This window comes from Streptomyces sp. NPDC093261, assembly GCF_044753645.1.
Lineage (GTDB): Bacteria > Actinomycetota > Actinomycetes > Streptomycetales > Streptomycetaceae > Streptomyces.
Map to the genome: position 1 here is coordinate 104,520 of NZ_JBIVNO010000009.1, position 13,670 is coordinate 118,189.

The following is a 13,670-nucleotide window of genomic DNA, read 5'->3' on the forward strand; positions in this document are numbered from 1 at the left end:
GGTTCATCCCTTGGCGGCGGTTCGGGAGCGCCCGCCGAAGACGGCGAGCGAGAGGAGCAGGGCCCAGGTGACGAGCAGGCTGAGCACGGAGACGGCGACGGACAGCTGGGCCTGGGAGCCGCCGACGCTGTAGATCCACACGGCGAAGGGGGTGAAGCCCAGCAGCTGGGCGACGGTGAACTCGCCGAGGACAAGCGCCAGCGTGAGGAAGGAGGCGTTCAGCAGCGCCCCGCGCAGATTCGGCAGCACCGCCTGGACCAGCGCCCGGGCCGGGCTCGCCCCGCAGCTGCGCGCGGCCTCCACGAGGGTGCGCACGTCGATGGCGCGCAGGCCCGCGTCCAGGGACCGGTACACGAACGGCAGCGCCATCACGACGTAGGCGAGGACCAGCACGATGGGAAAGTCCTGGTCCTGGATCACCACGAACGTCTCGAACAGGGGTGTCCGGGAGAGATGGTCGGGTCCCCACTTCAGGACCGTGGCGATGCCCGCGACGAACGCGATCGGCGGGACGACCAGCGGCAGCGAGCAGACGACCTCGACGACCGGCCGCAGCCGGGACGCGTCCAGCCGCAGGGCGACGGTGGCGGGCACCATCAGCAGCAGCACCACCACGATGGTGGCGGCGGCCAGCTCCAGCGACAGCAGCAGGCCGGAGCCGAAGCCGGGGGTGGAGACGATCTGGCGGTAGGCGTCGAAGGTGACGCCCTGGCCGGGCACGTCCACCGTGAAGACCACGGAGGCGGCGAGCGGGACCAGGAAGTACAGACCGGCCGGGATGAGGACGCCCCAGCGCCACAGGTTCAGGCGAGCCATCGCGCACTCCGTCGTTGCAGGGGCAGATACACGGCCATGACCAGGCCCGCGACCAGGACCATGTCGAGGCTGAGGGCGAGCGCCACGTTCTCCTGGCCGACCAGGACGTTGCCGGAGAGGGCGTCGGCGATCTGCAGGGTGACCAGCGGCACCGCGCTGCCCACCATGGCCGCGGCCGTGGCGTACGCGGAGAAGGCGCTGCCGAACAGCAGCACGAACCCGCCGAGCAGCGAGGGCCCCAGCACGGGCAGGGCCACATGGCGCCAGTACTGGACGGTGGTGGCGCCGTTGTTCTGCGCGGCCTCCCGCCACTGCGCGCGCAGGCCCTCCAGGGCCGGGGTGATGGCGAGGACCATCAGCGGGATCAGGAAGTACAGGTAGACGATGACCAGACCCCAGAAGCTGTAGAGGCTCCAGCCCTGGTCGCTGAGCCCCAGACGACGGGTCACCACACCGGAGTTGCCGAGGGTGGCGACGAAGGCGAAGGCCAGCGGGACACCGCCGAAGTTGGCGAGGACGCCGGACGCGGTGAGCACGGCCTCGCGCAGGGCGCGGAAGCGGGAGGTCACCACGGCCTGGGCGAGCAGCAGCCCGAGGACGGTGCCGACGGCGGCACAGACGGCGGACAGCTTCACGCTGCCGAGCAGGGCGGTGAGGTAGGCGCCCCGCAGGGACACGGTCAGGTTGGCCGTGCCGTAGGACGTGGCGCCCGTCGTCGGGTCCTTGACACTGAAGGCGCCGTTGAGCATGGCCAGCGCCGGAACCCCGAAGGCGACGGCCGTGAAGACGAGCAGCGGCAGAACGGCGAGCGAGCCGGAGACGCGGCGCCGCCGCTGCTGCGGAGCAGCGGCGGGCGCCACCTCGGCCTCGGTGAGGACGGCGGTCATCCGGAGACGGCCTTGCCCCAGCCCTGGGCGATGACCGTCTTGGCCTTGCTCTGCTGGGCCTCCGTCGGGAAGGACGGCGTGCCGGAGACCTGCGGGAGCTTGGCCGCGGCGCTCTTGTCGAGCGTGCCGGCCTCGTCCATGGCGGGCATCAGCGCGGGGCGGGCGTATCCCTTGAGCCAGAGGTTCTGGCCCTCGGCGCTGTAGAGGTACTCCTGCCACAGACGGGCGGCCGCCGGGTGCGGGGCGTCCTTGTTGATGGCCTGCGAGTAGTACTGGGCGTACGCGCCGTCGCTCGGCACGGCGACCTTCCAGTCCAGGCCCTTGGACTTGAACTCGTCGGCGTATCCGGCGTTCAGGTAGTCCCAGTCGATGCTGATCGGGGTCTCGCCCTTCTCGACGGTGGCCGGGGTCGACTCGACGGGCGTGTAGTTGCCGTTCTTCTTCAGCTTGGCGAAGAAGTCGAGGCCGGGCTGGATGTTGTCGAAGGAGCCGCCGTTGGCGAGCGCGGCCGCGTAGACGCCGCCGAAGGCGGAACCGGACTTGGTGGGGTTGCCGTTGAGGGCGACCTGGCCCTTGTACTGCGGCTTGAGGAGGTCCTTGAAGGTGGTGGGGCACTCCTTGACGCGCTTGGCGTCGCAGCCGATGGAGACGTAGCCGCCGTAGTCGTTGTACCAGCGGGCCTGCGGGTCCTTCTGCACGGCGGGGATGTCGTTGTACGCCGTGACCTTGTACGACGCGAGCAGGCCCTGCTGGGCGGCGCTCAGCGCGAAGGAGCTGCCGAGGTCGAGGACGTCGGGGGCGCGGTCCTGGCCCTTGCGGGAGGTGACGGCGTTGATCTCGTCCTGGCTGGCGCCGTCCGGGTTCTCGACCTGGACCTTGATGCCGTACTTCTTCTGGAAGCCGTCGATCAGGGCGCCGTAGTTGGCCCAGTCGCGGGGCAGGGCGATCGCGTGCAGCGTGCCCTCCTTCTCGGCCGCCTTCACGAGGGCGTCGAGACCGCCGAAGTCCGCGGCGGAGGTCGCGGTGGCCGCGTTCTTGCCGCCCGCGGCGGTCGACGCGTTGTCGGGGGCAGCGCCACAGGCGCTGAGGGCGAGTGCTGCGGCGACGGCGAGGCCACCGGTGAGGACGGCGGTTCTCGGCAGGAACACGGTCACTGTCTCTCCAGGAGTACGCGCGAGCGGTGAAACTGAGGGAGGGAGGGGCTGGCTCAACTTGTCTGAACAAGTTGCCCCTAGTACGCCCGTCGCTGGTGTCCTTTTCGTAAACGCCGGCGAAACCCTGGACCCCTCTTGCCTGCACAATCCCGACGAGGGAAGATCACGCCCAGGTCTCGATTAGGCTGTCCCCGCTGTGAACAGCGGTCGACTCAGAGGGGAAGCATGGCGGCGCGACACGAGGAGATCGCCGACGAACTGCGGCGGGCGATCGACCGCGAGGAGTACACGGTGGGCAGTCTGCTGCCCACCGAGTCGGACCTCGCGGCCCACTACGGCGTCTCCCGCGGCACGGTCCGCCAGGCGGTCGCGGCCCTGACCGCCGAGGGGCTCATCGGGTCCCGGCAGGGCGCCCGGCGGGTGGTCCTGGCCAGCCGGCGCAGCCAGAGCTTCGCGGAGTTGCGCAGCTTCGCCCAGTGGGCCCGCGCCATGGGACGGGAGGCGACCGGGCATGTGGTGTCGCAGGAGTACCGGCCGGCGACCAAGGAGGACGCGGTACGGCTCCATCTGCCGGAGCGCGCACCGGTGTTGCACGTCCTGCGGGTGCGCGGCCTGGACGGGGAGCCCGTGCTGCTGGAGCGCACGGTGTACGCCGACTGGATCTCCCCCGCGGTGCAGTCCCTCGAGCCGGACTGCCCCTCGGTCACCCAGCGGCTCTACGAGGAGACGGGCCTGGTGTTCGCGTACGGCGAGCACACCATCGACGCCGTCGCGGCGGGCGCCCAGGACGCCGAACTGCTCGGTGTCCGCCGGGCCGGCCCGCTGCTGCGGGTCCGCCGGGTCACGACCACCCGCGAGGGCCGCCCGGTGGAGTGGTCGGACGACCGCTACCGCTCGGACGCCGTGAGCTTCAGCGTGCACAACTCGATCGGGAACAACGCGCTGGCCCGGAAGACCGCGGAATAGGACGCCGGGGGCACCGGCCGGCCGGGCCCCTCGACAGGACGGCTCAGGTCGGCGATCCCGACGAGAACCGGCGCAGCAGCGGCGACAGGACGAGCACCGACTTGGTGCGCTCCACGAACGGCTCCCCGGCGATCCGCTCCAGCACCCGCTCGAAGTGGCGCATGTCGGAGGCGAAGACCTGGGCGATCGCGTCCGCCTCACCGGTGACGGTGGAGGCGGCCACGACCTCCTGGTAGCGCTCCAGGCCCCGCTGGATGGTCTCCGGCGAGGTGTTGCGCCGGCAGTAGATCTCGACGAACCCCTCGGTCTCCCAGCCGAGCGCCCCCGGGTCCACCCGGACCGTGAACCCGGTGATCGCGCCGGTGGCGCGCAGCCGGTCCACCCGCCGCTTCACGGCGGGTGCGGACAGGCCGACCAGTTGCCCGATGTCCGCGTAGGAGCGGCGGGCGTCCTCAGCGAGGGCGTGGACGATGCGTTCGTCGAGATCGTTCAGCAAGGCGGGCGGTTCACTTCTCTACGGTGACTGCGGGTGCCGCGGGCTCAGCGGCGGCCAGCCGGGAGCGCCGGTGGCCATACCCGAAGTAGAACACGAGCCCTACCGCCATCCAGACACCGAAGACCACCCAGGTGACGGCCGACAGGCTGCCCATCATCCACACGCAGAAGGCGAAGCCCAGCGCGGGCAGCACCGGCGACAGCGGCACCCGGAAGGTGCGGGGCATCTGCGGGCGCGTCCGGCGCAGGACCACGACCGCGATGTTGACCAGCGCGAAGGCGAACAGCGTGCCGATGCTGGTGGCGTCGGCCAGCTGCCCGAGCGGGATCGCGGCGGCGAGGACACCGCAGAAGACCGAGACGATGACGGTGTTGGCGCGCGGCGTGCCGGTCCGGGGGTGCACGCGCGAGAACACCTTGGGCACCAGTCCGTCGCGCGACATCGCGAAGAGGATGCGCGTCTGGCCGTAGAGGACGGTCAGCACGACGCTCGCGATGGCGATGACCGCGCAGGCCGCCAGCAGCGTGCCCCAGAACGTCTGTCCCGTGACGTCCTTCGTGATCTGGGCGAGTGCCGCCTCGGAGTCGTTGAACCGCTTCCAGGGCTTGGCACCCACGGCGACGGCCGCGACGACGACGTACAGCGCCGTCACGATGACCAGCGACAGCATGATCGCGCGCGGCAGGTCGCGCTGCGCGTTCTTCGCCTCCTCGCCGGCCGTGGAGGCGGCGTCGAAGCCGATGTACGAGAAGAAGAGCGTGGCCCCGGCGGCGCTGACCCCGGCCATGCCGAGCGGCATGAAGTTCGCGTAGTTGCCGGAGCGGAAGCCCTGGATGCCGATGACGCAGAACAGCAGCAGCGCGGCGATCTTCACAGAGACCATGATCGTGTTGGCGCGCGCCGACTCCCGGGCACCGCCGAGCAGGAAGGCCATGGCCAGCAGCACGACGATCAGCGCGGGCAGGTTGAAGATGCCGCCGTCACCGGGCGGTGCGGACAGCGCGGCCGGGATGGTGACGCCGATGGTGCCGTCCAGCAGCTCGTTGAGGTACTGGCCCCAGCCCACCGCGACGGCGGCGACCGACACGCCGTACTCCAGGACCAGACACCAGCCGCAGATCCAGGCGATCAGCTCACCCATCGTCGCGTACGCGTAGGAGTACGAGGATCCGGAGACCGGGATCGTGCCCGCCAGTTCGGCGTAGGACAGCGCGGAGAACAGCGCGGTGAGACCGGCGATCACGAAGGACAGCGTCACGGCCGGGCCGGCCTTCGGGACGGCCTCGCCGAGGACCACGAAGATGCCGGTGCCGAGCGTGGCACCGATGCTGATCATGGTGAGCTGCCACAGCCCGAGCGAACGCCGCAGCGTTCCTCCCTCGCCCTGGCCGCCCTCGGCGACCAGGCGTTCCACGGGCTTGCGGCGCATCAGGCGTGCGCCGAGGCCGGGGGACGGCGGGGCTGGATGACTGGAGGACTGCGGGGGTGCGCCTTGGTCGAGCACGCGTCGGCTCCTTCTCGCTGCCGGTCAAGGGGGCAGGCGGGACCGGCGGACCCCGGACGGGGACCACCGAGCGGGGTCCTCGCCACGCCACGTACAGCGCATGACCCTATGAGTCCGCCCTTCACGGGCGTAATGCAGCAACCTTGCGCACTGTCGCAAGATCCTTGCGTTCATCGAGATGTCATGGGTGTTTGTTGCGCAGGCCGTTTCGATGTTTGCGCCCCGTATGACCGAGCTGCGCGGTTTCCGCCCGGACACGGCGACGGCCCCCGCACCGCCCATGAGGGGGAACAGGGGCCGTGTCGCCGGACCGGCAAGGCCGTGGAGCCGAGGCGGCGGGCATCAGCTCCAGCTGGCGTGCAGCGGCTTGCCCTCCGCGTAGCCCGCCGCGCTCTGGATGCCCACGACGGCCCGCTCGGCGAACTCCTCCAGGGAGCCCGCGCCCGCGTAGGTGCAGGAGGAACGGACGCCCGCGATGATCGAGTCGATCAGGTCCTCGACGCCCGGGCGGACCGGGTCGAGGAACATACGGGAGGTCGAGATGCCCTCCTCGAACAGCGCCTTGCGGGCCCGGTCGTACGCCGACTCCTCCGACGTGCGGTTGCGGACCGCGCGCGCCGACGCCATGCCGAACGACTCCTTGTAGAGGCGGCCGCCCGCGTCCTGCTGAAGGTCGCCCGGAGACTCGTAGGTGCCCGCGAACCACGAGCCGATCATCACGTTGGACGCACCGGCCGCCAGCGCCATGGCCACGTCGCGCGGGTGGCGGACACCGCCGTCGGCCCACACGTGCTTGCCGTACTTCCGGGCCTCGGCCGCACACTCCAGCACCGCCGAGAACTGGGGCCGGCCGACACCGGTCATCATCCGCGTGGTGCACATGGCGCCGGGGCCCACACCGACCTTGACGATGTCCGCGCCGGCCTCGATGAGATCGCGCACGCCCTCGGCGGCGACGACGTTACCCGCCGCCAGCGGCACCTGCGGGTCCAGCGCGCGCACCGTCCTGATGGTGCTGATCATCGACTCCTGGTGGCCGTGCGCGGTGTCGATCACGAGGGTGTCCGCACCCGCGTCGAGGAGCTGCTTGGCCTTGCCGGCGACGTCGCCGTTGATGCCGACGGCGGCGGCTATGCGGAGCCTGCCCTTCGCGTCGGTGGCCGGCGTGTAGAGCGTGGCACGCAGGGCGCCCTTGCGGGTCAGGATGCCCGCGAGCTTGCCGTCACGGTCCACGGCGGGCGCGTACCGGCGGTTGGCGCCGTCGAGGATGTTGAACGCCTCACGGGGGTCGATGTCGGCGTCGAGCAGCAGCAGGTCCTTGGACATCACCACTTCGAGCTGGGTGAAGCGGTCCACGCCGGAGAGGTCCGCATCGGTGACCACACCGATCGGCCGGTGCTCCTCGTCGACGACCACGCCCGCGTTGTGCGCGCGCTTGGACAGCAGCGCCAGGGCGTCGGCGACGGTCTGGTGCGGGGCCAGCACGATCGGGGTGTCCAGCACCAGGTGGCGGCCCTTGACCCAGGAGATGACGTCGGTGACCACGTCGATCGGGATGTCCTGCGGAATGACGACCAGTCCCCCGCGCCGGGCCACCGTCTCCGCCATGCGGCGACCGGCGATCGCGGTCATGTTGGCGACGACCAGCGGGATGGTCGTGCCCGTGCCGTCCGGGGAGGTGAGGTCCACGCCCTGCCGGGAGCCGACCGCGGAGCGGCTCGGCACCATGAAAACGTCGTCGTAGGTCAGGTCGTAGGCAGGCTGGATGTCATTGAGGAAACGCACGTGCTGCACATCCCAGTCGATCAGAGGCGGCCCCCGGACAGGTCAGCCAGGGGGAAGAGCACGTACTTCATTGTCCCATGCCCGGGATTGTGCGATCCCCGGACAGATCATCCAGGCAGGTCAGAGGGGCTTGGTCGGATCATCCAAGCGCGAGCGCCACGGTCAGTTCGGGCGTGCCGTCCGCGGCCTCGGAGAAGACCTCCTCGGCGATCCGCCACTCCTCGGGCCGCTCCCTCGCGTACGCCCGCCAGCCCAGCACGACCAGCAGCAGGCCCCGCTCCACGGCACCGTCGGGCCAGACGGTGAGGTCGGTCAGCGAGTCGGCGAGCGCGTCCCAGTTGCGGCCGAACCAGTCCGGCAGGTCCAGGGCCAGCGCGACCCGCTCCATGAAGGCGGCCTTGTCGGCGACGCCGTCGAGGTCCAGCGTGACCACGAGCCGGTCCGCCAGATCTTCGCTCATCTCAGCACCGCCCCGCGCGTTGGTGATCGTCGATGTGATCGCTGTAGTAGACCGCGCCGGCCCGCACGGTGACAAGGAAGCGGTGCGCGCGCCGGTGTCCCTCGGGACGCATCCGGTCACCGGTGTCCCTTCGGACGCATCCACGCACAGGGTCCCTTCGGACGCACCGGCGCACCGGAGTCCTTCGGGCCGCAACCCACGCACCGGAGCCCCTCGGGCCCCAACCCACGCGCCAGGGGACGGGCATGCCGCGTCAGCCGGGACTGACGCCGCCAGTGCCGGCCCCTCACGTCCAACCGCGGCCCCGCGGGCCCACGCCGGGTCCCGGCCCCGCAGGGGCGCGCCCGGTCGCCGGTCCGGTCAGGGCCTCACGGTCCGTCCGGGTCCGCCCGATGCAGGGCCGGGATCGGCGCCGGCCCCGCCGTCATCAGGTAGTCCGCCGCCGAGGTGTCCGTCACCAGGCTGGTGACGAGCCCCGAGCGCAGGACCGCGTCGATGGCGGCCGCCTTCCGCTGGCCGCCCGCGATCGCGACGACCTCGGGGATACGGCGCAGCTGGTCCGCCTTGACGGTGATGCACCTCTCCCCCAGGTCCCGGCCGACCCGGCGGCCCTGGGCGTCGAAGAGGTGCGCGGACATCTCGGCGGCGACACCGAGGGACGCGTAGTGCGCCCGCTCCTCGTCGCTGAGCATGTCGTGCACCGTCGAGATGCCCGGCTCCCAGGAGCCGATGGAGACACAGGCGACCGTGACCTTGTCGAAGTACTCGAAGGCACGGGCGATCCCCGTCTGGTTGCGCAGCGCCGCCGCCGTCGCCGCGTCCGGCAGCAGCATCGGCGCGTAGATGGGGTGCGCGTCCCCGCCGGAGACCTGGGCGGCGCGGCGGACGGCCTCCACCGAGCCGCGCTCGGCGGTCCCGGCGTCGTACACGCCCGTCAGCTGGACCACCGTGCACGGCGGCAGCCGGTCCAGGGCGGCCGCCATGTGGATGGTCGACCGGCCCCAGGCGAGCCCGAGCACATCTCCCTCGGTCACCAGTTCGCCGAGCAGATCGGCGGCCACCTCTCCGAGGTTCTCGGGGTCGGGCGACTCCTCTGCCTCGGCGGGGGACTCGACCACGACGGCGTGCCTGAGGCCGTAGCGGGCGCGCAGCGCGTCGGAGCGCTCCGCGTCCAGCTCGGCCGGCACCCGGATCTCGATCCGTACGAGATCCCGTTCGAGGGCGGTCTCCAGGACCCGGGCCACCTTGAAGCGGCTGACGCCGAACTCCTCCGCGATCTGGATCTTGGACTTGCCCTCGAGATAGAAGCGACGGGCCATGGCCGCCGCCTGCACCAGCTCAGCGGGCCCCATCCGCATGGCTGACCGGCCCGCCGACATACCCGACACGGCCATCTCCTCACTGCTGTTCACACTCTGCATTCGCCGTTCATCCTTGCAGATCCGACGGTTTCGATCAGCCCGGACGGCCGGCGTTCAGGTTCCGTTGGCTCAGTCGTCGCACGCCCAGGACGCACGGGCGGTCGCCGCCTCCGCCTGGGTGCGCAGTGCACGTACCGCCGCGGCCGGGTCGGCCGCGCCGTACACCGCCGAGCCGGCCACGAAGACGTCCGCGCCCGCCTCCGCGCAGCGCTCGACGGTGGAAGCGGAGATACCGCCGTCGACCTGGAGCCACAGTTCGAGGCCGTGCTTGCTGATCAGCTCACGGGTGCGACGGATCTTGGGCAGCATGATGTCGAGGAAGGCCTGTCCGCCGAAACCGGGCTCCACCGTCATGATCAGCACCATGTCCAGCTCGGGCAGCAGGTCCTCGTACGGTTCGATGGGCGTGGCGGGCTTGAGCGCCATGGAGGCGCGGGCACCCTTGGCCCGGATCTCCCGGGCGAGCCGGACGGGCGCGGCGGCCGACTCGGCGTGGAACGTGACCGATCCGGCACCCGCTTCGACGTACTGCGGCGCCCACCGATCGGCGTCCTCGATCATCAGATGGCAGTCCAGCGGAGTGTCCGTCGCCCGCGCCAGAGCCTCTACGACCGGCACGCCGAGCGTGAGGTTCGGAACGAAATGGTTGTCCATGACGTCGACGTGGAGCCAGTCGGCTCCCCGTACGGCCCGCGCCTCCTCGGCGAGGCGGGCGAAGTCGGCGGACAGGATGCTGGGGTTGATCTGCACGGCCATGCCCCAAGCCTGCCATGCCCGCCATCGGTTGCTCTCCCCGGTGCGTAGCAAGGGGTGCCGCCGGGCCTGCGACGGGGGCACGCCCGGCATGACGGCGCCCCCTCCCGCGCCGGGCGCCGGCTGGTCAGCCGGTACGGCGGATCAGTGCCAGATACATCGCGTCGGTGCCGTGCAGATGCGGCCACAGCTGTACGTCGGGGCCGTCACCGAGGGCGGGCACGCCGGGCAGCAGCGGCCGGGCGTCGACGAGTTCGGCGTTCCGGTCCTGCTTGAGGACGTCGTCGACCACGGCCCGGGTCTCGGCGAGATGGGGCGAGCAGGTGGCGTAGCCCACGACGCCGCCGACCCGTACGGACTCCAGGGCCGTCCGCAGCAGGGCGCGCTGGAGGGGCGCGAACCCCTCGAGGTCCTCGGGGCGGCGCCGCCAGCGGGCCTCGGGGCGGCGGCGCAGCGCACCGAGTCCCGTGCAGGGCACATCCATCAGGACCCGGTCGAACGCCCCGGGGCGCCACGGCGGCCGGGTCCCGTCTGCGGTGACGACCTGGTACGGCCCCGGGTTCCCGGCGAGCGCCCTGGCCACCAGACCGGCCCGGTGCGGCTGCTTCTCGGAGGCGAGCAGCGCGGCGCCCCGCTCGGCGGCGAGGGCGGCCAGCAGCGCGGCCTTGCCGCCGGGCCCGGCACATCCGTCCAGCCACCGCTCGTCGGGCCCGTCCAGGGGCGCGTTCGCGAGGGCGAGGGCGACGAGCTGGCTGCCCTCGTCCTGGACGCCCGCGCGGCCCTCCCGCACGGCCTCCACGGCTCCGGGATCGCCGCCCTCGGTGAGCCGGACGGCGTACGGCGACCAGCGGCCCGGCACCGCGGCCTCCTCGCCGAGCAGCTCCTCGGTGGTGGCGCGGCCGGGCCGGGCCACGAGCGTGACCTCGGGCCGCTCGTTGTCGGCCTCCAGCAGGTCCTCGATCCCGGCGCGCCCGCCGCCGAGGGAATCCCACAGGGCGGAGACGACCCAGCGCGGGTGCGAGTGCACGACGGCGAGGTGGTCCTCGGGGTCCTGGTCGTAGGGCGGCGCGACCCGTTCCAGCCAGCCGTCGAGGTCGTTCTGGGCGACCTTGCGCAGAACGGCGTTCACGAACTTGGCCCGTCCGTCGCCGAGCACGACACGGGCGAGCTCGACGGTGGCGGACACGGCGGCATGGCTGGGGATCCGCGTCCCCAGCAACTGGTGCGCCCCGAGGCTCAGCACATCGAGCACGGGCGGGTCGACCTCGCGCAGCGGGCGGTCGACACAGGCCGCGATGATGGCGTCGTACGTCCCCTGCCGACGCAGGGTTCCGTACACCAGCTCGGTGGCGAGCGCCGCGTCCCGCCCGTCCAGGTCGCCCTTCTCGCGCGCCTTGCGCAGCAGCGGCGGCAGGACGAGGTTGGCGTAGGCGTCCCGCTCGTCGACGGCCCGCAGCGCGTCGAAGGCGAGGATGCGGACGGGGTCCTTCTTGGGCCGGCGGTAGGGCTTGCCGGGCCTGTGGGTCCGACGGGGCTGGTCGCTCACGAAAAAGGTGCTCCGGGTATGGGACGACGTGCGCTTCCCAGCGTACGTCCGGGGGTTGTGGGCAGGCGGGGAGGTCAGCCGCCGAGGGTCTCCGAGGCGCCGATGCGCACACCGCGCGCCCAGTCCGCGGCCTGCATCGGCTTCTTGCCCTGGGCCTGCACCCACACCAGCTCGACGGCGTAGGAGCCGGTGCCGACGTGGACGTGGTTCTTGCCGGCCGCCAGCTGTCCCGGGGCCAGATCCGTGCGCTCGGGCACGGGCGTGACCTGGATCAGCTTGAGCCGCTCGCCGCGGAACGTGGTCCACGCGCCGGGCGCGGGCGTGCAGCCCCGCACCACGCGGTCGACACGGAGCGCGGGCGCGGCCCAGTCCACCTGCGCGTCCTCGACGGTGATCTTGGGCGCGAGGGTGACGCCCTCGGCGGGCTGCGGTACGGCCTTGAGGGTGCCGTCCTCGATGCCGTCCATGGTGGCGGCGAGCAGTCCGGAACCGGCGAAGGCGAGACGGGTGAGCAGATCGCCGCTGGTGTCGGTGGGGCGGATCCGCTCGGTGACGGTGCCGTAGACGGGCCCGGAGTCCAGTCCTTCCTCGATGAGGAAGGTGGAGGCACCGGTGATCTCGTCACCCGCCATGAGGGAGTGCTGCACGGGGGCCGCGCCGCGCCAGGCGGGCAGCAGCGAGAAGTGCAGATTGACCCAGCCGTGGGTGGGGATGTCGAGGGCCACCCGGGGCAGCAGCGCCCCGTAGGCGACGACGGGACAGCAGTCGGGCGCGATCTCCCGCAGGCGCGCGAGGAAGTCCTCCTCGCGGGGCCTGTTCGGCTTGAGGACCTCGATCCCCGCCTCCTCCGCCCGTTCGGCGACGGGGCTGGCGACGAGCCTGCGCCCACGGCCCGCCGGTGCGTCGGGCCGCGTGACGACGGCCGCCACCTCGTGCCGCTCGGACGCGAGCAGGGCGTCCAGCGCGGGAACGGCGACCTCGGGGGTACCTGCGAAGACAAGCCTCATGGGTGGGTGACGGCCTCTCGGGCGGGAGTCGGGACGGGGGCCCGGGCGACTGCGGCGGGCCGAGGCGCACGGATAGCGCACCAGTCTATGGGGGGCAGTGCCGCCGGAAGCGGGAAGGGCGCCCTGATCCAGGGCGAATGCCTCTCACAGCGCACACCACCGCGGGGGGCGTACATCCATCTCCTTACGCCCCCGCACCGTGACCAGAGCCCCACATGCGCGTTGGTCAAGAAAGAGTTGACCACAACGGGCCGCGATCGCGGCCCGATTCCTTTCAACGCCGGTTCGAGAGGCTTGTTCATGGCCGACCACGCAACTCACGACGCCCAGGCCCGGGCCAGCCTGCACTTGTTGGTGCGGGACATCGAGCGGGTCCGCCGACAGGTGGACGCTTTGCGCACCCTCACCGCCCAGTTGGGCAATGTCTACCGCCCGCGCCGCTCCGGCCCGTCCACGGGCTTCGTCGTCTACGGGCGCGCGCCCGCACCGACCGTCCGCCTCGCCCAGGAGCTGCGGGACAGTGTCGAGACCCTGGTCACGGCGGCCGTGGACTTCGACCGCTCGCTCGGGTTCTCGTGGGACGCCGTGGGCTCCGCACTCGGCGTCACCAAGCAGGCGGTGCACCGCCGTTACGGCGCCCGCCGGACCGCCGCCCAGGCGACGACCGAGGCCGAACGCGCGCCGGAGCCGACCGGCAGCCGCACGCTCAACGTGGGCACGGGCATCCCCACGGTGCCCGCGGCCCGCTCGATGCCGACGCAGCCTACGGCGGGCAGTCCCACACTCCGCGACGAGGTGCGGCCGACGGCCTTCCCGGGCCCCCGCAACGGCTGAACGGCCTTCCGCCTGCTTCCCGGCCACACCAGGAGGGCCTG

The 13,670-nt window shown here is 71.9% G+C and carries 13 protein-coding genes; 2 read left to right on the forward strand and 11 right to left on the reverse strand.

Annotated elements, in window-relative coordinates:
- Positions 1-3 precede the first annotated feature (3 nt).
- Genes ACIP94_RS20355 through ACIP94_RS20365 form a run of 3 tightly spaced genes read right to left on the reverse strand, consistent with a single transcriptional unit; the run spans position 4 to position 2,857 of the window.
- The gene (locus ACIP94_RS20355) at positions 4-816 is read right to left on the reverse strand and encodes an ABC transporter permease (RefSeq protein ID WP_402427129.1); all 813 of its coding nucleotides are present in this window, start codon (positions 814-816) and stop codon (positions 4-6) included.
- On the reverse strand, positions 804-1,703 hold the full coding sequence (locus ACIP94_RS20360; protein ID WP_402427132.1) for an ABC transporter permease: 900 nt from the start codon (positions 1,701-1,703) through the stop codon (positions 804-806). Before ACIP94_RS20360 ends, ACIP94_RS20355 begins: the two co-directional genes overlap by 13 nt.
- Positions 1,700-2,857 (reverse strand): ABC transporter substrate-binding protein, encoded by a 1,158-nt coding sequence (locus tag ACIP94_RS20365; RefSeq protein ID WP_402427134.1) that lies wholly within the window; start codon positions 2,855-2,857, stop codon positions 1,700-1,702. The genes ACIP94_RS20360 and ACIP94_RS20365 overlap by 4 nt, the downstream gene beginning before the upstream one ends.
- Positions 2,858-3,082: 225 nt before the next feature.
- Here ACIP94_RS20365 and ACIP94_RS20370 point away from each other — a divergent pair, with 225 nt between their 5' ends.
- Positions 3,083-3,823, forward strand: a complete 741-nt coding sequence (locus tag ACIP94_RS20370) for a GntR family transcriptional regulator (protein ID WP_402427137.1) — start codon at positions 3,083-3,085, stop codon at positions 3,821-3,823.
- Positions 3,824-3,866: 43 nt separating this feature from the next.
- Here ACIP94_RS20370 and ACIP94_RS20375 read toward each other — a convergent pair whose 3' ends face one another.
- From ACIP94_RS20375 to fmt, 8 genes are all read right to left on the reverse strand, one after another.
- Entirely contained in the window at positions 3,867-4,319 is a 453-nt protein-coding gene (locus ACIP94_RS20375; RefSeq protein ID WP_263228900.1) for an Lrp/AsnC family transcriptional regulator, read from the reverse strand.
- Between the two features lie 10 nt (positions 4,320-4,329).
- Complete coding sequence (locus ACIP94_RS20380; protein ID WP_402427141.1) at positions 4,330-5,823, reverse strand: amino acid permease; 1,494 nt, start codon at positions 5,821-5,823, stop codon at positions 4,330-4,332.
- A 342-nt stretch (positions 5,824-6,165) separates the two neighbouring features.
- Positions 6,166-7,608 carry a GuaB1 family IMP dehydrogenase-related protein gene (locus tag ACIP94_RS20385; protein WP_402427144.1) on the reverse strand — a complete coding sequence of 481 codons (1,443 nt, stop codon included), beginning with the start codon at positions 7,606-7,608 and terminating at the stop codon, positions 6,166-6,168.
- Positions 7,609-7,747: 139 nt separating this feature from the next.
- On the reverse strand, positions 7,748-8,068 hold the full coding sequence (locus ACIP94_RS20390) for a barstar family protein (RefSeq protein WP_402427147.1): 321 nt from the start codon (positions 8,066-8,068) through the stop codon (positions 7,748-7,750).
- Between the two features lie 368 nt (positions 8,069-8,436).
- On the reverse strand, positions 8,437-9,480 hold the full coding sequence (locus ACIP94_RS20395; protein ID WP_402427570.1) for a sugar-binding transcriptional regulator: 1,044 nt from the start codon (positions 9,478-9,480) through the stop codon (positions 8,437-8,439).
- A gap of 78 nt (positions 9,481-9,558) precedes the next feature.
- On the reverse strand, positions 9,559-10,245 hold the full coding sequence (rpe, locus tag ACIP94_RS20400) for a ribulose-phosphate 3-epimerase (RefSeq protein ID WP_402427150.1): 687 nt from the start codon (positions 10,243-10,245) through the stop codon (positions 9,559-9,561).
- A gap of 124 nt (positions 10,246-10,369) precedes the next feature.
- Positions 10,370-11,788 carry an RsmB/NOP family class I SAM-dependent RNA methyltransferase gene (locus tag ACIP94_RS20405; protein WP_402427153.1) on the reverse strand — a complete coding sequence of 473 codons (1,419 nt, stop codon included), beginning with the start codon at positions 11,786-11,788 and terminating at the stop codon, positions 10,370-10,372.
- Positions 11,789-11,862: 74 nt separating this feature from the next.
- Positions 11,863-12,795, reverse strand: coding sequence for a methionyl-tRNA formyltransferase (gene fmt / locus ACIP94_RS20410; RefSeq protein WP_402427156.1), 933 nt, complete (start codon positions 12,793-12,795; stop codon positions 11,863-11,865).
- A gap of 300 nt (positions 12,796-13,095) precedes the next feature.
- Here fmt and ACIP94_RS20415 point away from each other — a divergent pair, with 300 nt between their 5' ends.
- A complete protein-coding gene (locus ACIP94_RS20415; RefSeq protein ID WP_402427159.1) occupies positions 13,096-13,629 on the forward strand; it encodes a hypothetical protein in 534 nt (177 codons plus the stop codon).
- The last annotated feature ends 41 nt before the right edge of the window (positions 13,630-13,670 follow it).

Excerpts from the sequence above, each read along its gene's own strand:
- ACIP94_RS20355 (WP_402427129.1), bottom strand. The coding sequence starts at position 816 with ATGGCTCGCCTGAACCTGTGGCGCTGGGGCGTCCTCATCCCGGCCGGT.
- ACIP94_RS20360 (WP_402427132.1), bottom strand. The coding sequence starts at position 1,703 with ATGACCGCCGTCCTCACCGAGGCCGAGGTGGCGCCCGCCGCTGCTCCG.
- ACIP94_RS20370 (WP_402427137.1), top strand. The coding sequence starts at position 3,083 with ATGGCGGCGCGACACGAGGAGATCGCCGACGAACTGCGGCGGGCGATC.
- ACIP94_RS20390 (WP_402427147.1), bottom strand. The coding sequence starts at position 8,068 with ATGAGCGAAGATCTGGCGGACCGGCTCGTGGTCACGCTGGACCTCGAC.
- rpe (WP_402427150.1), bottom strand. The coding sequence starts at position 10,245 with ATGGCCGTGCAGATCAACCCCAGCATCCTGTCCGCCGACTTCGCCCGC.
- fmt (WP_402427156.1), bottom strand. The coding sequence starts at position 12,795 with ATGAGGCTTGTCTTCGCAGGTACCCCCGAGGTCGCCGTTCCCGCGCTG.
- ACIP94_RS20415 (WP_402427159.1), top strand. The coding sequence starts at position 13,096 with ATGGCCGACCACGCAACTCACGACGCCCAGGCCCGGGCCAGCCTGCAC.